This is a genomic window from Burkholderia metallica (genome assembly GCF_001718555.1).
GTDB lineage: Bacteria > Pseudomonadota > Gammaproteobacteria > Burkholderiales > Burkholderiaceae > Burkholderia > Burkholderia metallica.
The window spans coordinates 621750-641003 of sequence record NZ_CP013401.1; the positions used below are offsets into that span (position 1 = coordinate 621750).

Sequence of the window (19254 nt, forward strand, 5' to 3'; positions counted from 1 at the left end):
GTTGGCCGCCCGCATCGTCATGCGCGCGGTGTCGGGAAGAAGATGCCCGCGCGTTGCGCGGCGTTCGCGATGTGCGTTTCGATCGCGGTGCCGGCGGCCGCCGCATCGCGCGCGCTCAGCGCGTCGACGATCGCGCGGTGTTCGTGCCACGTCGACAGCAGCAGCTCGCGCCGGTAGAACGGCATGCGCTGGCTTTCCTTCATGATGTCCGCGCTGCTGCGCAGCACCGATTCGATCGCCGCGTTGCCGGCGAGATGGATGATCCGCATGTGGAAGTCGAAGTCGAGCTGCGCCGCGTCGTCGAGCGCGTTTTCGGTGAGTGCGACGTGCAGGTCGGCGAGGTTGTCCTCGAACCACGCGATGTCGTCGTCGCTGACGACGTGCGCGGCCATCCGCGCGGCGAACCCTTCGAGCGCATAGCGCATCTGGTACGTGTCGGGCGGCGACGACTGCTCGGCGAACCGCCACGCGTGCGCGGCCGTGGCCTGCGCGCTTTCGACGTACACGCCCTTGCCGGCGCGAATGCGCAGCATGCCGAGCGCTTCGAGCGTCGACAGCGCCTCGCGCAGCGACGCGCGGCTGATCTCCAGCTCCTCGGAGAGCTGGCGCTGGGCCGGCAGCAGGCTGCCGACCGGATACACGCCTGCCTCGATCCGGTCGCGGATCGTCGCGATGGCGGCGTCGGTCACGGTATGCGGAACGTTTTTCATGAGGTGAACTTTGGCCGGTCTGACCGGCATTGTAATCCGCACGCACGCGGTGCATGGCCGCCCTACGGGAAAGCCACGATCCGCCCCTTTCCGGTGCACTGGAAAGGGGCGCGCAGGGGCGGGAAATCCCTATTTTGTCCGTCCTTGACGCCACTATATCGGCTTCCTACTATCCACCATAACATCACTGGTCATACCAGTATGAACAGACGAAACTGCAACCGTTGGATCGGGAGAGCGCCGTGTCGAAATTCTTCAATTCGCTGTTTGGCCGGGTAGTCGTCGCACTTGTACTAGGGATCGCGCTCGGCGCGTTCTTTCCGCATTTCGCCGAATCGCTGCGACCGCTCGGCGACGGCTTCCTGAAGCTGATCAAGATGGTGATCGGGCCGATCGTGTTCTGCGTGGTGGTCAGCGGGATGGCCAACGCGGGCGACCTGAAGAAGGTCGGCCGGGTCGGCCTGAAGGCCGTGATCTACTTCGAGATCATGACGACGCTCGCGCTCGGCATCGGGCTCGTGCTCGCGTGGCTCACGCGCCCGGGCGTCGGGATGAACATCGACCTGCACTCGCTCGACGCGTCGTCGCTCGCGTCGTACGCGAAGAACGCCGAGAGCCTGAAGGACACGGCCGGCTACCTGATGAAGATCATCCCCGACACCGCGATCGACGCGTTCGCGAAGGGCGACATCCTGCAGATCCTCGTGTTCGCGGTGCTGTTCGGCTCCGCGCTGTCGCTGCTCGGCGACAAGGCGCAGCGCGTCAACTCGCTGATCGAGGAACTGTCGCACGTGTTCTTCCGGATCATCGGCTTCATCATCAAGCTGGCGCCGCTCGGCGTGCTCGGCGCGATCGCGTTCACGACCGGCAAGTACGGCGTCGCGTCGCTCAAGCAGCTCGGCTACCTCGTCGCGGTGTTCTACCTGAGCTGCTTCGTGTTCGTCACGGTCGTGCTCGGCGCGGTGATGCGGCTCGCCGGCTTCTCGGTGTTCAAGCTGATCCGCTATCTGCGCGAGGAACTGTCGATCGTGCTCGGCACGGCGTCGTCGGACGCGGTGCTGCCGCAGGTGATGCGCAAGCTCGAATACATGGGCGTGAAGGATTCGACGGTCGGCCTCGTGATCCCGACCGGCTATTCGTTCAACCTGGACGGCTTCTCGATCTACCTGACGCTCGCCGTGCTGTTCATCGCGCAGGCCACCAATACGCCGCTGTCGACGCATGACCTGATCGTCGTGCTGCTCGTGTCGCTCGTCACGTCAAAGGGCGCGCACGGCATCCCGGGCTCGGCGATCGTGATCCTCGCGGCGACGCTGTCGGCGATTCCCGCGATTCCGGTGCTCGGCCTGGTGCTGATCCTGCCGGTCGACTGGTTCGTCGGCATCGCCCGTGCGCTGACCAACCTGATCGGCAACTGCGTCGCGACGGTCGTCGTCGCGGTGTGGGAAAACGACATCGACCGCGCCCGTGCGAAACGCGTGCTGAACCGCGAGCTGCGCTACGTGCCGGCCGAAGAGGAAGGCCGCGCGACGCCGGTCGCCGGCGACCAGGCTCACGCGCTCTGAGCGCACCCCCGCGCGGGGCGGCTTCCCCTGGTCGTCCCGCGCAACCGCATCACGTGACCGGCGCCTCGCCGCGCCGGCACGTCATCCAAAGTCAGGAGACGACATGGCAGCCCCCATCCTCGATCCGAACGCGCCTGCGTTTACGCGGCGTTACATGAACCTCGCCGACCCGCGCATCGGGGCGCAGGCGCTCTTTGCCAGCGACGAATTCTTCGCGCCGAAGGAGCGCATGCTGAATCCCGAGCCGGCCGTGTTCATTCCCGGCAAGTACGACGATCACGGCAAGTGGATGGACGGCTGGGAAACGCGCCGCAAGCGCACGACCGGCCACGACTTCTGCGTGGTGCGGCTCGCGCGGCCGGGCGTGATCCACGGCGTCGACCTCGACACGAGCCACTTCACCGGCAATTTCCCGCCGGCCGCGTCGATCGACGCGTGCGTCGCAGCGGGCGACACGCCGCCGGACGCAGCCGAATGGCGCACGATCGTCCCGGCGACCACGCTGCAGGGCAATTCGCACCACTACGTGAGCGTCGACGATGCGCAGCCCTATACGCATCTGCGCGTGAACCTGTATCCGGACGGCGGGCTCGCACGGCTGCGCGTGTACGGCCAGCCGCAGCGCGACTGGCGTGAGGTGCCGGCCGGCGAGCTCGTCGATCTCGCGGCGATCGAGAACGGCGGCTACCTGGTGGCGGCGAACAACCAGCACTTCGGGCCGGCCTCGCAGATGCTGATGCCGGGGCGCGGCGCGAACATGGGCGACGGCTGGGAAACGCGGCGCCGCCGCGAGCCCGGCAACGACTGGGCGATCGTCGCGCTCGCGCGGCCGGGCATCATCCGGCGCGTCGAGGTCGATACCGCGTTCTTCAAGGGCAACTTCCCCGACCGCTGCTCGCTGCAGGCCGCGCGGGTCGCGGGCGGCACCGACGACTCGCTCGTCACGCAGGCGATGTTCTGGGCGGAGCTGCTGGGCGAGCAGAAGCTGCAGATGGACCACGTGCACACGTTCGACCAGCTGGCCGCGCTCGGCCCCGTCACGCACGTGCGTTTCAACATCTTCCCGGACGGCGGCGTGTCGCGCCTGCGTCTGTGGGGCGAGCCGGCTTGAAGGAGGGCGACGGCATGAGCGGAACCCCTATCCTGCGCGTCGAGCGCCTGACCCGCGAAGCGTTCGCGCCGTTCGGCGACGTGATCGCGCTCGAAGGCGCGCGGCATTTCCCGATCAACGGCGGCACGACCGAGCGCTTCCACGATCTCGCGACTATCGACGTGTGCGCGGACGGCGGCCGCCCGCTCGTCAGCGTATTTCGCGCGCAGCCGCGCGCGCTGCCGGTCGCGATCACGCTGATGGAGCGCCATCCGCACGGCAGCCAGGCGTTCATCCCGCTCGCGGCGGTGTCGCGCTACGCGATCGTCGTCGCGCCGGCCGGCGAATTCCGGCCCGACGCGATGCGCGCGTTTCTCGCGCAAGGCTGGCAGGGCGTGAACTATGCGAAGGGCGTCTGGCACCATCCGTTGCTCGCGCTCGACGCGGTCAGCGATTTCGTGATCGTCGATCGCGGCGGGGCGCAGCCGAATTGCGACGAGATCCCGCTCGAGCGCGCCTGGGCGCTCGAGTTCGAGCCGGCCTGCGCGGCCTGACGGTACGTGCGACCGCCGGCGCGGCGCTCACGGGTACGTGGAAGGGATGTCGAAGGCCGGTGGCGCGCGGCGGTGTGCGCGGCGCTATCCCGAAAAGAACACGGCCCGGGCGGCGAGATGCCGTCCGGGCCGTGTTGCGTGCGCGGATCGCGCGAATCAGTGCTTGCGGTGCGGGCAGTTCTCGGTCGTGCAGGAACCGTACATCGCGAGCGAGTGCTCCTGGAGCCGGAAGCCGCGCTCCTTCGCGATCGCCTGCTGGCGGCCTTCGATCTCGGCGTCGAAGAATTCCTCGACACGGCCGCAATCGAGGCACACGAGGTGGTCGTGGTGCGAGCCTTCGTTCAGTTCGAACACGGCCTTGCCGGATTCGAAGTTGCTGCGCGACAGCAGGCCGGCCTGCTCGAACTGCGTCAGCACGCGGTAGACGGTGGCAAGCCCGATGTCGAGCTGCTCGTTGAGCAGGTTCCGGTACACGTCTTCGGCCGTCAGGTGGCGCACCGGGCTTTGCTGGAAGATCTCGAGAATCTTGAGGCGCGGTAGGGTGGCCTTTAGCCCGATATTCTTGAGATCCGTCGGATTGGTCATGGCTAGGCATCCCTAGAGTACAATGCAGGGCTTCAATGTTACCGGCTTTTCGCCGTTCCAGAAACACGCGCGGCCTGCGACGCGGGCCTGCACGGTGAGGGAAATGATTCCAGAATCTCTTTCGCACTTTCAGAGGAGCCGCATGCGGAGTGTCATCATCGCTGCCGCCGCCGTTGCCGCGCTGGCTGGTTGTTCGTCGTACGACAGCGTGACGCAGCGCATCGCGCAGAGCATCACCCCCTATCGGATCACCGTCGTGCAGGGCAACTTCGTGTCGCAGGAGAAGGCCGCGCAGCTGCAGGTCGGCATGTCGCGCGAGCAGGTCCGCGCGCTGCTCGGCACCCCGCTGCTGGCGGACATGTTCCACGCCGATCGCTGGGATTACCTCTTCTACTTCAAGCGCGGCTCGACGGCAGTCGTCCAGCAGCGCGATCTCGTCGTGACGTTCGCGGGCGATCGCGTGGCGAGCTGGACGGGGGCGGAAAACCTGCCTTCCGAACTCGATCTGCTGGCCGACATCGACGGCGATCGCGGCGGCAGGAAGGCGAAGGCGGCCGCAGCGGCGAAGAAGGCCGCCGAGGCTGCCGCCGCCGCCAGCGCCGCGCAGGCGGCGGCGAGCGCGCCGGAGGCGGTCGCCAGCCCGTCCGCCGTGCCGGCGTCCGGCGCGGCGGTCGACCAGGATGCGAACGCGCAGGCGGCCCGCGCGGCGAACCGCGCGACCAACCAGGTGTCGGGTCAGGGCACGGCCGCACGCCGGTTCGCGCCGTCCACCCAGGCTGCCGGCGGTGCGCCGGTGCCGGGCGGCCAGCCGCCGGGCGCGGTGCCGGCGATCCAGCCGCAGTTCCAGTTCCATCGTCCGCCGCCGCCGAACGCGACGAGCGAGGCAGCGCCGCCGGTCGGCCCGCAAGGCTCCGACACGCTGCAGAACCAGCCGCTCACCGCGCCCGCGCAGTAAGCCCGCGTGCGGAAACGGGGCGGCATGCGCCGCCCGTCTTTAGACCTGTCGTGTAGAAAGCCATGAAGATTGCGATTGCCGGCGCATCGGGCCGTATGGGCCGGATGCTGATCGAAGCCGTTCTCAACGATGCCGACGCGCAGCTCGTCGGCGCGCTCGACCGCGCCGATTCGCCGTTTCTCGGCCAGGATGCCGGCGCGTTTCTCGGCAAGGAAACCGGGGTCAAGCTGACCGCCGACCTCGACGCCGTGTTCGCGCAGGCCGACTACCTGATCGATTTCACGCGTCCGGAAGGCACGATGGCTCATCTCGCGGCCGCGCTGCGCCACGACGTGAAGCTCGTGATCGGCACGACCGGCTTCACCGCCGAGCAGAAGGCCGAGCTGCAGGCCGCGGCGGCCAAGATCGGCATCGTGTTCGCCGCGAACATGAGCGTCGGCGTGAACGTCACGCTGAAGCTGCTCGAATTCGCGGCGAAGCATTTCTCGCACGGCTACGACATCGAGATCATCGAGGCGCATCACCGCCACAAGGTCGACGCGCCGTCGGGCACCGCGCTGATGATGGGTGAAGCCGTCGCCGGCGCGCTCGGGCGCTCGCTCGACGACTGCGCGGTGTACGGCCGCCACGGCGTGACGGGCGAACGCGATCCGTCGTCGATCGGCTTCGCCGCGGTGCGCGGCGGCGACATCGTCGGCGATCACACGGTGCTGTTCGCCGGGATCGGCGAGCGCATCGAGATCACGCACAAGTCGTCGAGCCGCGTATCGTATGCGCAGGGCGCGCTGCGCGCGGTCCGTTTCCTGTCGGCGCGCGGCGCCGGCCTGTTCGACATGCAGGACGTCCTCGGCCTGCGCTGACACCACGGGGAAACTCCGATGGCGATACCCACCGGCGTTGTCCACTACCTCGAAAGCGGCGATGCGATCACGCACGCCGTCGCCTACGTGCTGCTGGCGATGTCCGTCGCCAGCTGGTGCTTCCTTCTCATGAAAGCCTGGCTGCTGGTCCGTGCGAAGCGGCAGGGGCCGCGCGCGCTCGCCGCGTTCTGGCGTGCGCCGACGCTCGACGCCGGCATTGCCGCGCTCGCCGGCGCCGATCGCGAGCGCGTGTTCGTCCCGCTCGCCGAAGCTGCCCGCGACGCGGCCGACGACCACGACCCGGCCGCGCTGGCCGCGCGCGTCGAGCGCGGCGAACGCGTGCTGCGCGCGTTGCGGCACGCGATGCTGCGCTCGCAGCGGCGCCTCGAATTCGGCCAGGTGCTGCTCGCGTCGATCGGCAGCACTGCGCCGTTCGTCGGGCTGCTCGGCACCGTGTGGGGCATCTACCATGCGCTCGGCAGCATCGCCGCGAGCGGGCAGGCGCAGATCGAGAACGTCGCGGGGCCGGTCGGCGAGGCGCTGATCATGACCGCATTCGGGCTCGTCGTCGCGATTCCCGCGGTGCTGGCCTACAACATCCTCGGGCGGCTCGTGCGGCAGCTCGCCGAGGAACTCGACGGCTTCGCGCGCGACCTGCACGTGTTCGTGTGCGCGCAGCCAGCCTGACGCGCCCATTCCGGAGGAGCGACCATGGCATTCGGCGGACTCGAGCACCACAAGACGTCCGCGCCGATGGCGGAAATCAACATGACCCCGCTGATCGACGTGATGCTGGTGCTGCTCGTCATCTTCATCATCACCGCGCCGTTGATGACGCACGCGATCCGGCTCGAGCTACCGAAGGTCGCGGCCAGCGTCGTGCGCGACACGCCGCAATCCGTCACCCTGTCGATCGACGACGCGGGCAAACTGTACTGGGACGACGCGCCCGTCGCGCTCGACGCGCTGCCCGCGCGCTTCCGGGCCGCCGCCGCGGGCGGTGCGCCGCCCGAGCTGCGGCTGCGCGCGTCACGCACGACCCGCTACGAGGTGATCGCGCAGGTGATGGGCGCCGCGCAGGCCGCCGGCCTCTCGCGGATCGGCTTCGTGACCGACGTGCCGCCGCAGGCGGGCGGTTCCGCGCCTGCCGTGCCGGCCGGCCGCTGAGCGGATCCGGCGGGCCCGCCCGCGCCGCGGGATCGGGCCGCACGCCGCACGACCGGTCGAATGGGCCCGTGCGGGCGGTATAATCAACGTTTTTCCCGGTTGGCAGGCATTTTTCAGGTAACCCGGAATTTTCCAGGCTGCCCGGCCATGCTGCGGGTTACCCGGAAAATGCCCGGAACCGCGAACAGGTGCGGCAACAGCGAACCTGCAGGTCCACCGGGCAAGCACGATTTTCGATCCACTCCTGCGCGCGCGCCGTCGCGTCGCTTAAAGCCTAGTCCGAACCACACCATGCACGAGAGATACGTACCCGCCGACGTCGAAGCCGCCGCCCAGGGCGACTGGCGCGCAGCCGATGCCTACAAGACGAAGGAAGATTCGCAGAAGCCGAAGTTCTACTGCGTGTCGATGCTGCCGTATCCGTCCGGCAAGCTGCACATGGGTCACGTGCGCAACTACACGATCAACGACGTGATGTACCGCTATCTGCGGATGAACGGCTACAACACGCTGATGCCGATGGGTTGGGACGCGTTCGGGATGCCGGCCGAAAACGCCGCGATGGCGAACGGCGTGCCGCCCGCGAAGTGGACTTACGACAACATCGACTACATGAAGGGCCAGATGCAGTCGATGGGCCTCGCGATCGACTGGTCGCGCGAAATCGCGACGTGCAAGCCCGACTACTACAAGTGGAACCAGTGGCTGTTCCTGAAGATGCTCGAGAAGGGCATCGCGTACAAGAAGACGGGCACCGTGAACTGGGACCCGGTCGACCAGACCGTGCTCGCGAACGAGCAGGTGATCGACGGCCGCGGCTGGCGTTCGGGCGCGCTCGTCGAGAAGCGCGAGATCCCGATGTACTACCTGCGCATCACGCAGTACGCGGATGAGCTGCTGAGCGACCTCGACGGCCTCGGCTGGCCCGAGCGCGTGAAGATCATGCAGCAGAACTGGATCGGCAAGAGCTTCGGCGTGAACTTCGGCTTCCCGTACGAACTCGACGGCGAGAAGAAGCTGCTGCGCGTGTTCACGACGCGCGCCGACACGATCATGGGCGTCACGTTCTGCGCGATCGCGGCCGAGCATCAGCTCGCCACGCGTCTTGCGCAGGGCAAGCCCGAACTGCAGGCGTTCATCGACGAATGCAAGCGCGGCGGTGTCGCCGAGGCCGACGTCGCGACGATGGAAAAGAAGGGCGTCGCGACGGGCTTCTCGGTGTCGCACCCGCTGACCGGCGAGCCGGTCGAGGTGTGGATCGGCAACTACGTGCTGATGAGCTATGGCGAAGGCGCGGTGATGGGCGTGCCGGGCCACGACGAGCGCGATTTCGCGTTCGCGAAGAAATACGACCTGCCGATCAAGCAGGTGATCGCGGCCGAAGGCCGGCAGTACTCGCTCGACGCATGGCAGGAGTGGTACGGCGACAAGGAAACCGCGGTCTGCGTGAACAGCGGCAAGTACGACGGCCTGCGCTATGCGCAAGCCGTCGACGCGGTCGCGGCCGACCTGAACGCCGGCGGCTTCGGCGACAAGCAGGTCACGTGGCGACTGCGCGACTGGGGCGTGTCGCGCCAGCGCTACTGGGGCACGCCGATCCCGATCATCCACTGCCCGTCGTGCGGCGACGTGCCGGTGCCCGAGCAGGATCTGCCCGTCGTGCTGCCGGAAGACCTCGTGCCGGACGGCTCGGGCAACCCGCTCGCGAAGTCGGAAGCATTCGTGAACTGCACGTGCCCGAAGTGCGGCGCGGCCGCGAAGCGCGAAACCGACACGATGGACACCTTCGTCGATTCGTCGTGGTACTTCTCGCGCTATACGGCGCCGGACGCCGACACGATGGTCGACGCGCGCACCGACTACTGGATGCCGATGGATCAGTACATCGGCGGCATCGAGCACGCGATCCTGCACCTGCTGTATTCGCGCTTCTGGACCAAGGTGATGCGCGACCTCGGCCTCGTGAAGTTCGGCGAGCCGGCGAAGAACCTGCTCACGCAGGGGATGGTGCTGAACGAGACGTTCTATCGCGAAGACGCTTCCGGCAAGAAGACCTGGTACAACCCGGCCGACGTGACGGTCACGCACGACGACAAGGGCCGCCCGGTCGGCGCGACGCTGAATGCGGACGGCCAGCCGGTCGTGCTCGGCGGCATCGAGAAGATGTCGAAGTCGAAGAACAACGGCGTCGATCCGCAGGTGCTGATCGACCAGTACGGCGCCGATACCGCGCGCCTGTTCACGATGTTCGCGGCACCGCCGGAGCAGCAGCTCGAGTGGTCGGGTGCGGGCGTCGAAGGCGCGAGCCGCTTCCTGCGCCGCGTGTGGAGCTTCGGCGCCGGCAATCGTGACGCGCTCGCCGCGCGCGCCGGATTCGATGCGGCGGCGCTCGGCGACGCCGACAAGGCGCTGCGCCGCGAGATCTACAGCGTGCTGAAGCAGGCCGATTTCGACTACCAGCGCCTGCAGTACAACACGGTCGTGTCGGCCGCGATGAAGATGCTGAACGCGATCGACGGCGCGAAGGGCGCGACGCCCGGCGTGCTGCGTGAAACGTACGGCGTGCTGCTGCGCGTGCTGTACCCGGTCGTGCCGCACATCACGTTCGAGTTGTGGAAGGCGCTCGGCTACGCGGACGAATTCGGCCCGCTGCTCGACGCTCCGTGGCCGAAGGTCGACGAGGCCGCGCTCGAGCAGGCCGAGATCGAACTCGTGCTGCAGGTGAACGGCAAGGTGCGCGGCGCGCTGAAGGTGGCGAAGGACGCGAGCCGCGACGCGATCGAAGCCGCGGCGGTGGCGGACGACGCGTTCGCGAAGTTCAGCGACGGCAAGCCGGCGAAGAAGATCGTCGTCGTGCCGGGCCGTCTCGTGAACATCGTCGTCTGACGGCCGCCGGCCGTCGGACGTACCCAGAAGGAGCGAAGGTGATCCGCAGATCGTTTTTGATGCTCGCCGTCGGCAGCGCAGTCGCGCTGTCGGCATGCGGCTTCCAGTTGCGCGGCCAGCAGGACTACGCGTTCAAGCACCTGCTGATCGCCGGCGCGCCGGCGCCCGTCGAGGCGCGGCTCGTGCGTCTCGTCGAGGCCGGCAGCGACACGAAGATCGTCAAGTCGGCGGACGACGCCGATGCCGTGCTGCGCATGTGGGAGTCGCGTGGCCAGAACACGCTGACGCTCAACAAGTACGGCTCGGCGCAGGAATACGCATTGTTCTACACGCTGAACTACACGCTGACGAGCAAGGACGGCACCGTGCTGATCCCGCCGAGCGCGATCGCGCTGAACCGCGCGATGACGTACAGCGACCAGTACACGAACGCGAAGGCGCAGGAAGCCGACATCCTGTACGGCGACATGCAGAACGACGCGGTCGACCAGCTGATGCGGCGTCTCGCGATCGTCCATTCGCTGACGCCGGCGCCGGAAGACGTGGTGCCGGGCGTCGCGCCGCGCGCGCCGTTGCCGCCGCCGCCGCTCTGATCGACGGCGTACGCACCGATGCAACTGCGACTTGATGCGCTGGAGCCGCACCTCGCGAAGGGGCTGGCCGGGCTCTATACCGTCTACGGCGACGAGCCGCTGCTCGCGCAGGAAGCGTGCGACCGCATTCGCGCGGCCGCGCGCGCGGCAGGCTTCACCGAGCGATCGGTGCATACGGTCGAGCGCGGCTTCGACTGGAGCGTGCTGCTCGGCGCGACCCAGGCGATGTCGCTGTTCGGCGAGCGCCAGCTGATCGAGCTGCGCATTCCGTCGGGCAAGCCCGGCAAGGAAGGCGCCGATGCGCTTAAGACGCTCGCGGCCGCGCCGAACCCCGACGCGCTGATGCTCGTCACGTTGCCGCGGCTCGACGCGGCCACGCAGAAATCCGCGTGGTTTACCGCGTTGCAGAACGGCGGCGTCGCGCTGAAGATCGATCCGGTCGACCGCGCGCAACTGCCGAACTGGATCGGCCAGCGTCTCGCGATGCAGGGCCAGCGCGCCGCACCGGGCGAGGACGGGCGGCGCGCGCTGCAGTTCATCGCCGAGCGCGTCGAGGGCAACCTGCTCGCCGCGCACCAGGAAATCCAGAAGCTCGGGCTGCTGTATCCGCAGGGCACACTGTCGTTCGAGCAGGTGCACGACGCGGTGCTGAACGTCGCGCGTTACGACGTCTTCAAGCTGAACGAAGCGATGCTCGCCGGCGACGCCGCGCGGCTCGCGCGCATGATCGACGGGCTGAAGGGCGAGGGCGAGGCGATCGTGCTCGTGATGTGGGCCGTCGTCGAGGAACTGCGCACGCTGCTGCGGATCAAGCGCGGCACGACGGCCGGCAAGCCGCTGGCCACGCTGCTGCGCGAGAACCGCGTGTGGGGGCCGCGCGAGCGGCTGATCGGCCCCGCGCTGAACCGCGTGTCGGAAGCCGTGCTCGAGAAGGCGCTCGCATTCGCCGCGAAGCTCGACCGGCAGGTCAAGGGGCTCACGGCCGTCGTGCCGGGCCGCCGCACGCAGGACGAACCGCCGCCCGATCCGTGGGACGGGCTGTTCCAGCTCGCGATGACGGTGGCCGGCGCGCGCGGCGAACGACCGCCGACCGCGGGTCGCGTGCGACGCTAAGTCCCGTTCGGGCCTTCAGCGCACGCTGCGCAACCCGCTTACAATGTTTCGATGGCTGGCGCGGCTCTCCGGCCGCCGCCCACGCTTTCCCACGAATTCATGCCGCCCAGCGCGGCGCGCTTCTCGAGTCACACGATGGATATCGATCAGTACATGACCGACCTGGGCCGTCGCGCCCGGCACGCTTCCCGCGCGATGGCGCGCGCCAGCACGGCAGCCAAGAACGCGGCGCTCGACGCGGTGGCCCGCGCGATCGAGCGCGATGCGCAGGTGCTGAAGGACGCGAATGCCCGCGACGTCGCCCGTGCCCGTGAAAAGGGGCTCGATGCGGCGTTCGTCGATCGCCTGACGCTGTCGGACAAGGCACTGAAGACGATGGTCGAAGGCTTGCGCCAGGTCGCGTCGCTGGCCGATCCGATCGGCGAGATCGGCAATCTCAAGTACCGCCCGAGCGGCATCCAGGTGGGCCAGATGCGCGTGCCGCTCGGCGTGATCGGCATCATCTACGAATCGCGCCCGAACGTGACGATCGACGCGGCCGCGCTGTGCCTGAAGTCGGGCAATGCGACGATCCTGCGCGGCGGCTCCGAAGCGCTCGAATCGAACGCGGCGCTCGCGAAGCTGATCGGCGAAGGGCTCGCGGCGGCCGGCTTGCCGCAGGACGCGGTGCAGGTCGTCGCGACGGCCGATCGCGCGGCGGTCGGCAAGCTGATCACGATGACCGAATTCGTCGACGTGATCGTGCCGCGCGGCGGCAAGAGCCTGATCGAGCGCCTGATCAACGAGGCGCGCGTGCCGATGATCAAGCACCTCGACGGCATCTGCCACGTGTACGTCGACGATCGCGCCGATCTGGCCAAGGCGCTGACCGTCTGCGACAACGCGAAGACGCACCGCTACGGCACCTGCAACACGATGGAGACGCTGCTCGTGTCGGGCGGCATCGCGGCGGCGCTGCTGCCGCCGCTCGGCAAGCTGTATCGCGACAAGCAGGTCGAACTGCGCGTCGATGCGGCCGCGCGCGCGGTGCTCGCCGATGCGGGCGTCGGCCCGCTCGTCGACGCGACCGACGAAGACTGGCACACCGAGTATCTCGCGCCGGTGCTCGCGATCAAGGTCGTCGACGGCCTCGACGCCGCAATCGAGCACATCAACCATTACGGCTCGCATCACACCGATGCGATCGTCACCGAGGATCACGACCGCGCGATGCGCTTCCTGCGCGAAGTCGATTCGGCGAGCGTGATGGTCAACGCGTCGACGCGTTTCGCCGACGGGTTCGAATTCGGCCTCGGCGCGGAAATCGGCATCTCGAACGACAAGCTGCACGCACGCGGCCCCGTCGGCCTGGAAGGGCTGACGTCGCTGAAGTACGTGGTGCTCGGACACGGCGAAGGCCGCCAATAAAAAGCGAGGCACACAACCGATGGCGATGCTCTGGGTCAAGACGTTCCATATCGTTCTGATCGCCGCGTGGTTCGCGGGGCTGTTCTACCTGCCGCGCATCTACGTGAACCTGGCCATGGAGACCGATCCGGCCGCCGTGCGGCGCCTGCTGCTGATGGCGCGCAAGCTGTTTCGCTTCATGACGATGATCGCGGTGCCGGCGCTGGCCTGCGGGCTGTGGCTGTGGCTGTCGATCGGTATCGGGCAGGGGCAGGGCTGGATTCACGCGAAGGTGACGGTGGTGGTGCTGCTGATCGTCTATCACGCGTATTGCGGGCACCTGCTGCGCGTGTTCGAGCGCGGCGAGAACCGCCGCACCGACAAGTGGTATCGCGTGTTCAACGAGCTGCCGGTGCTCGGCATGCTCGCGGCGGTCGCGCTGGTCGTGATCAAGCCGTTCTGAGCGATGCGGCCGGCGCTTGCGTGCCGCCGCCGGAACCTGCGCAACGGCGCCCTTCGGGGCGCCGTTTTTCGTTGACGTGCCGTTTCGCGCGATGCCGGCTCAATCCTTCGCGTCGTCGATCCGGCGCCGCGTGATCGCCTCTTTCGCGCGGCCGACGCGTTCCATCAGCGCGGGGCCGCGCGACAGCGCAACGCCGACCGCGAGGATGTCGCCGATCGCGAGATGCGACATCCGCGACGTCATCGGCGAGAACACGTCCGTTTCCTCCGCGACGTTCGACGCGAGGCTCACCGTCGCGAGCTTCGCGAGCGGCGAATGGCTCTGCGTGATCGCGACGACCTTCGCGCCGCACGCGAGCGCGGAGCGCGCGGCGTCGACGATGTCGCGGGTGCGGCCGGTGTTCGAGATCGCGACGACGACGTCGTGCGGCCCGAGCAGCGCGGACGACATCGAGAACGTGTGCGGATCCGAATACGCGACGCTCGGCACGCCGAGCCGGAAGAACTTGTGCTGGATGTCCTGCGCGGCGATGCCCGAGCCGCCGGCGCCGTAGAACTCGATGCGCGACGCGTTCGACAGCAGCGCGATCGCATCCGCGACGCTGCCCGCGGACAGGCTGTTGCGCACCTCGATCAGTGCGCCGATCGTGCGGTCGAACACCTTGCCGATGATGCCGGGCGCCGGTTCGTCGGGCTCGACGTCGCGGTACACCGACGACACGCCCGGCGCGACGCTCTGCGCAAGCCGGATCTTGAACTCGCGAAAACCGCTGCAGCCGAGCGCCTGGCAGAAGCGGGCGATCGTCGGCTGGCTGACGCCCGCGCGCGTCGACAGCTCGGTCATCGCGAGGTCGAGCACCTCGCGCGGCGCGGCGAGGATGTAGTCGGCGAGCTTGCGCTCGGACGGGCGCAACTCGGCGCGGATCGCTTCAATGCGGGGCAGCATGGGACGGCAGGCGGAAATCGGGTTCGGATGAGCGAGTGTATCGCAATCGAATTGTAGAAAATCTACATGGAAATACTAGCGCCTCCTCGATGATTCTGGTGAGAATAATTAGGGTTTTCACTAGGTATCGCCTTGCTGGTAGCGGGAATAGGGGTTGCGAGGCGATGAATCCACATTGCGTGCTTGTAGTTTTTCTACTAGACTGGCTTCGTTCTGTCGACGTGTTCGACCGTCCCCACGATTCCAACCGCCGGTGTCGGCCGGCATACAGGAGCGCCCAGCATGACGTCGCTGCACCCCACTCTGGCGAAGGTCACCGAACGCGTGATCGCCCGCAGCCAATCGACCCGTTCCGCCTATCTGCAGCGCATCGACGGCGCGCAAGGCAAGTTCCCGGCGCGCGGCGCGCTGTCGTGCGCGAACCTCGCGCACGGCTTCGCGGGGCTCGAGGGCAACGACAAGTTCGCGATCAAGGCGATCCGCGAGCCGAACATCGGCATCGTGTCCTCGTACAACGAGATGCTGTCCGCGCATGCGCCGTACAAGGATTTCCCCGATATCATCAAGGCGGCTGCACGCGAGAACGGCGGTGTCGCGCAGTTCGCGGGCGGCGTACCGGCGATGTGCGACGGCGTCACGCAGGGCAACCCGGGCATGGAGCTGTCGCTGTTTTCGCGCGAAGCGATCGCGATGGGCACGGCGATCGCGCTTACGCACAACATGTTCGACGCGGCGCTCTGCCTCGGCATCTGCGACAAGATCGTGCCGGGCCTGCTGATCGGTGCGCTGCAGTTCGGCCATCTGCCGACGATCTTCGTGCCGGCCGGCCCGATGACGAGCGGCCTGTCGAACGACGACAAGGCGAAGATCCGCCAGCAGTTCGCGACCGGCCAGGTCGGCCGCGACGCGCTGCTCGAAGCCGAATCGGCCGCGTATCACGGCCACGGCACCTGCACGTTCTACGGCACTGCGAACAGCAACCAGATGCTGATGGAGCTGATGGGGCTGCACTTGCCGGGCTCGGCATTCGTCCATCCGCACACGCCGCTGCGCACCGCGCTGACGGCCGAGGCCGCGCGCCGCGTGCTCGACCTGACCGTCGAGCGCGGCCACTACACGCCGATCGGCCACGTGATCGACGAGAAGGCGATCGTCAACGGGATCGTCGCGCTGCTCGCGACGGGCGGCTCGACCAACCATACGCTGCACCTCGTCGCGATCGCGCGCGCGGCCGGCATCCTGATCGACTGGAACGACTTCGACGAACTGTCGGCCGTCGTGCCGCTGCTCGCGAAGATCTATCCGAACGGCAAGGCCGACGTGAACCACTTTCACGCGGCAGGCGGCGTCGCGTTCCTGGTGCGCAACCTGCTCGAGGGCGGCTTGCTGCACGAGGACGTGACGACGGTCGCCGGCCGTGGGCTGTCGCACTACACGAAGGAGCCGAAGCTGATCGACGGCAAGCTCGCGTGGGTCGACGGCGCGGCCGAAAGCCACGACACCAAGGTGCTGCGCGGCATCCGCGACCCGTTCCAGCCGGACGGCGGCCTGCGTCTGATGCAGGGGCGCCTCGGCCGCGGCGTGATCAAGATTTCGGCGGTCGCGCCGGAGCACCGAAAGGTGACCGCGCCCGCGATCGTGTTCGATTCGCAGGAAGCCGTGCAGGAAGCATTCGATCGCGGCGAGCTGGAGCGCGATTTCGTCGCGGTGGTGCGCTTCCAGGGCGCGCGCGCGAACGGGATGCCCGAGCTGCACCGTTTGACGCCGCTGCTCGGCGTGCTGCAGGATCAGGGCTTCCACGTCGCGCTCGTCACCGACGGCCGCATGTCGGGCGCGTCGGGCAAGGTGCCGGCCGTGATCCACGTGTCGCCGGAAGCGCTGCTGGCCGGCCCGCTCGGCAAGGTGAAGACGGGCGACACGCTCGTGATCGACGCGGAAGCCGGCGTGCTCGATATCGAGGTCGACGACGCCGAGTGGCAGGCGCGCCCGGTCGCGCAGCCGCTGCATCAGGCCGAGAACGAGGTCGGTTTCGGGCGTGAACTGTTCGGCGTGTTCCGCGCGGCCGCGGCGCCGGCCGAGCAGGGCGCATCGGTTTTCGGCGCGCTGGTCGGCGAAACGGCCGCCCACGTCGCCGCATGAATTTCAAGGAAGGAGCCAACTCAATGAAGACGATAGCTGAAATCGTGAAGCTGGGCCCGGTCATTCCGGTGCTCGCATTCGACTCGGTCGAGCAGGGCGAACACGTGTCGCGTGCGCTGCACGCAGGCGGCGTGAAGGTGCTCGAGATCACGCTGCGCACGCCGGCCGGCCTGGAGGCGATCCAGCGCGCGAGCCAGCTCGCGGACGACATCGTCGTCGGCGTCGGCACGATCACGAAGCCCGAGCACTGCGCGCAGGCGAAGCGCGCGGGCGCGAAGTTCGGCGTGTCGCCGGGCCTGACGAAAGAGCTGCACCTCGCGTCGCTCGACGCGGGCCTGCCGCTGCTGCCGGGCGTGATGACGCCGAGCGACATCATCCAGGCGCTCGAATTCGGCTACGACATCGTGAAGTTCTTCCCCGCGCAGCAGGCAGGCGGCGTGCCGATGCTGCAGGCGTTCCACGGCCCGTTCCCGGGGCTGAAGTTCTGCCCGACCGGCGGCATCACGGTCGACACCGCGCCGAATTTCCTGAAACTGCCGAACGTCGTGTGCGTCGGCGGCTCGTGGCTCACCCCGAAGGCCGCGCTCGCCGCGCAGGACTGGGCCGAAGTCACGCGCCTCGCGCAAGCAGCGAGCCAGCTGCCCCGCTAAAACTTGTACGAAATGAAGGTTTGACCCTCGGGAAGCAAGCGCTTAGTGCTTGTTTTACCGAGGGTTTTTGCTGATGGAACCGGTTCTATCCGCGAACCGTAAAGATAAGTAAAATTCAGCGTCCTGACGGGGTGGGTACCGCCCGTGTTTCGGAGACCTGCATAGCCGGGCATACTCGCAACAGCTCGCCCGGTTCGAACAATTCTAGGAGGAGTCCACATGGGGGCTGTCCAAGGCAGCATGCTGCTCGTATTCACGCTGATCGCGATCGTGGCGCTGATCCTGATGATCGCGCGCTACAAGATCTATCCGTTCCTGGTGCTGATCATCGTTTCGCTCGGCCTCGGCCTCGTCGTCGGCATGCCGATGGACAAGATCGTCAAGTCGTTCGAGACGGGCACCGGCGGCACGCTCGGCCACATCGCGATCGTCGTCGGCCTCGGCACGATGCTCGGCAAGATGATGGCCGAATCGGGCGGCGCCGAACGGATCGCGACCACGCTGATCGACTGGTTCGGTGAAAAGAACATCCACTGGGCGATGATGTTCGTCGCGATCATCGTCGGCCTGCCGGTGTTCTTCGAAGTCGGCTTCGTGCTGCTGATCCCGATCGCATTCAACGTCGCGAAGCGCACCGGCAAGTCGCTGCTCGTCGTCGGCCTGCCGATGGTGGCCGGCCTGTCCGTCGTGCACGGCCTGATCCCGCCGCACCCGGCCGCGCTGCTCGCCGTTCAGCAATACGGCGCCGATATCGGCAAGACGATCGCGTTCGGCCTGATCGTCGGCGTGCCGACCGCGATCATCGCGGGCCCGCTGTTCGCGCTAATGATCTCGAAGTTCGTGAAGCTGCCGGAAAACAACCCGCTCGCTTCGCAATTCGTCGATTCGAGCACGGACGGCCGCAAGCGCGAACTGCCTAGCTTCGGCATCACGCTGTTCACGATCCTGCTGCCCGTCGTGCTGATGCTCGTCGGCAGCTGGGCCGACCTGGTGTTCACGCCGAAGTCGCTGCCGAACAACCTGCTGCGCTTCGCCGGCAACTCGGATGTCGCGCTGCTGATCGCGGTGCTCGTGAGCTTCTTCACGTTCGGCAAGCTGCAGGGCTTCAACCGCGACCAGATCCAGAAATTCTGCGGCGAGTGCCTGGCGCCGATCGCCGGCATCACGCTGATCGTCGGCGCGGGCGGCGGCTTCGGCGGCGTCCTGCGCGACAGCGGGATCTCGCAGCAGATCGTCGAAACCGCGAAGCACGCGCATCTGTCGCCGCTGCTGCTCGGCTGGTTCGTCGCGGCGCTGATGCGTCTCGCGACGGGTTCGGCGACGGTTGCGATGACGACGGCCTGCGGCATCGTCGCGCCGATCGCGGCGGCGGCCGGCACGACGGTCAGCCCGGAACTGCTGGTGCTCGCCACGGGCTCGGGCTCGCTGATTTTCTCGCACGTGAACGACGGCGGCTTCTGGCTGATCAAGGAATACTTCGGGATGACGGTCGGTCAGACGTTCAAGACCTGGTCGTTGCTCGAAACCATCATCTCGGTGCTGGGTCTGAGCTTCACGCTGCTGCTGAGCATGGTTCTGTAACAAGGGGTAGTC

The 19254-nt window shown here is 67.7% G+C and carries 18 protein-coding genes; 15 read left to right on the forward strand and 3 right to left on the reverse strand.

The genetic code is table 11. The annotated features are described in order from the left end of the window. Window positions 1-17: 17 nt before the first annotated feature. Window positions 18-740, reverse strand: a complete 723-nt coding sequence (locus tag WJ16_RS02840) for a FadR/GntR family transcriptional regulator (protein WP_076605863.1) — start codon at window positions 738-740, stop codon at window positions 18-20. 212 nt (window positions 741-952) lie between these two features. Between WJ16_RS02840 and WJ16_RS02845 the strand changes: the two genes are divergently transcribed. The 3 genes from WJ16_RS02845 to WJ16_RS02855 all read left to right on the forward strand — a co-directional run bounded on the left by WJ16_RS02845 (window position 953) and on the right by WJ16_RS02855 (window position 3919). After that, window positions 953-2275: a C4-dicarboxylate transporter DctA gene (locus WJ16_RS02845; protein ID WP_069255754.1), complete on the forward strand. Its 1323-nt coding sequence runs from the start codon at window positions 953-955 to the stop codon at window positions 2273-2275. A 103-nt stretch (window positions 2276-2378) separates the two neighbouring features. After that, on the forward strand, window positions 2379-3386 hold the full coding sequence (gene alc, locus WJ16_RS02850) for an allantoicase (protein WP_069255755.1): 1008 nt from the start codon (window positions 2379-2381) through the stop codon (window positions 3384-3386). Window positions 3387-3400: 14 nt separating this feature from the next. Further along, window positions 3401-3919, forward strand: a complete 519-nt coding sequence (locus tag WJ16_RS02855) for an ureidoglycolate lyase (protein ID WP_069257932.1) — start codon at window positions 3401-3403, stop codon at window positions 3917-3919. Between the two features lie 156 nt (window positions 3920-4075). Here the strand turns inward: WJ16_RS02855 and fur are convergent, their stop codons facing one another. Continuing rightward, on the reverse strand, window positions 4076-4504 hold the full coding sequence (fur, locus tag WJ16_RS02860) for a ferric iron uptake transcriptional regulator (protein ID WP_034182711.1): 429 nt from the start codon (window positions 4502-4504) through the stop codon (window positions 4076-4078). A gap of 142 nt (window positions 4505-4646) precedes the next feature. Between fur and WJ16_RS02865 the strand changes: the two genes are divergently transcribed. The 9 genes from WJ16_RS02865 to WJ16_RS02905 all read left to right on the forward strand — a co-directional run bounded on the left by WJ16_RS02865 (window position 4647) and on the right by WJ16_RS02905 (window position 13927). Next, window positions 4647-5459 (forward strand): outer membrane protein assembly factor BamE, encoded by an 813-nt coding sequence (locus WJ16_RS02865; protein WP_069255756.1) that lies wholly within the window; start codon window positions 4647-4649, stop codon window positions 5457-5459. A gap of 62 nt (window positions 5460-5521) precedes the next feature. Then, entirely contained in the window at window positions 5522-6319 is a 798-nt protein-coding gene (gene dapB, locus WJ16_RS02870; protein WP_069255757.1) for a 4-hydroxy-tetrahydrodipicolinate reductase, read from the forward strand. An 18-nt stretch (window positions 6320-6337) separates the two neighbouring features. Beyond that, the gene (locus tag WJ16_RS02875; protein ID WP_069255758.1) at window positions 6338-7006 is read left to right on the forward strand and encodes a MotA/TolQ/ExbB proton channel family protein; all 669 of its coding nucleotides are present in this window, start codon (window positions 6338-6340) and stop codon (window positions 7004-7006) included. A gap of 24 nt (window positions 7007-7030) precedes the next feature. Further along, a complete protein-coding gene (locus tag WJ16_RS02880) occupies window positions 7031-7486 on the forward strand; it encodes an ExbD/TolR family protein (RefSeq protein ID WP_069255759.1) in 456 nt (151 codons plus the stop codon). A gap of 291 nt (window positions 7487-7777) precedes the next feature. Beyond that, the gene (leuS, locus tag WJ16_RS02885) at window positions 7778-10372 is read left to right on the forward strand and encodes a leucine--tRNA ligase (protein WP_069255760.1); all 2595 of its coding nucleotides are present in this window, start codon (window positions 7778-7780) and stop codon (window positions 10370-10372) included. Between the two features lie 38 nt (window positions 10373-10410). Next, window positions 10411-10965: an LPS-assembly lipoprotein LptE gene (locus WJ16_RS02890; RefSeq protein ID WP_039361502.1), complete on the forward strand. Its 555-nt coding sequence runs from the start codon at window positions 10411-10413 to the stop codon at window positions 10963-10965. Window positions 10966-10983: 18 nt separating this feature from the next. Next, on the forward strand, window positions 10984-12078 hold the full coding sequence (gene holA / locus WJ16_RS02895; RefSeq protein WP_069255761.1) for a DNA polymerase III subunit delta: 1095 nt from the start codon (window positions 10984-10986) through the stop codon (window positions 12076-12078). 135 nt (window positions 12079-12213) lie between these two features. After that, window positions 12214-13485 carry a glutamate-5-semialdehyde dehydrogenase gene (locus tag WJ16_RS02900; RefSeq protein ID WP_069255762.1) on the forward strand — a complete coding sequence of 424 codons (1272 nt, stop codon included), beginning with the start codon at window positions 12214-12216 and terminating at the stop codon, window positions 13483-13485. A 19-nt stretch (window positions 13486-13504) separates the two neighbouring features. Further along, window positions 13505-13927, forward strand: coding sequence for a CopD family protein (locus WJ16_RS02905; protein ID WP_107312379.1), 423 nt, complete (start codon window positions 13505-13507; stop codon window positions 13925-13927). Window positions 13928-14026: 99 nt separating this feature from the next. On the opposite strand, the gene WJ16_RS02910 is transcribed toward WJ16_RS02905, so the two are convergent. Then, complete coding sequence (locus WJ16_RS02910) at window positions 14027-14872, reverse strand: MurR/RpiR family transcriptional regulator (RefSeq protein WP_034206404.1); 846 nt, start codon at window positions 14870-14872, stop codon at window positions 14027-14029. Window positions 14873-15154: 282 nt separating this feature from the next. Between WJ16_RS02910 and edd the strand changes: the two genes are divergently transcribed. The 3 genes from edd to WJ16_RS02925 all read left to right on the forward strand — a co-directional run bounded on the left by edd (window position 15155) and on the right by WJ16_RS02925 (window position 19242). Then, entirely contained in the window at window positions 15155-17011 is a 1857-nt protein-coding gene (edd, locus tag WJ16_RS02915; protein WP_069255763.1) for a phosphogluconate dehydratase, read from the forward strand. A gap of 23 nt (window positions 17012-17034) precedes the next feature. Beyond that, complete coding sequence (eda, locus tag WJ16_RS02920) at window positions 17035-17661, forward strand: bifunctional 4-hydroxy-2-oxoglutarate aldolase/2-dehydro-3-deoxy-phosphogluconate aldolase (RefSeq protein WP_069255764.1); 627 nt, start codon at window positions 17035-17037, stop codon at window positions 17659-17661. Between the two features lie 219 nt (window positions 17662-17880). Then, on the forward strand, window positions 17881-19242 hold the full coding sequence (locus tag WJ16_RS02925; RefSeq protein WP_069255765.1) for a GntP family permease: 1362 nt from the start codon (window positions 17881-17883) through the stop codon (window positions 19240-19242). Window positions 19243-19254 lie beyond the last annotated feature (12 nt).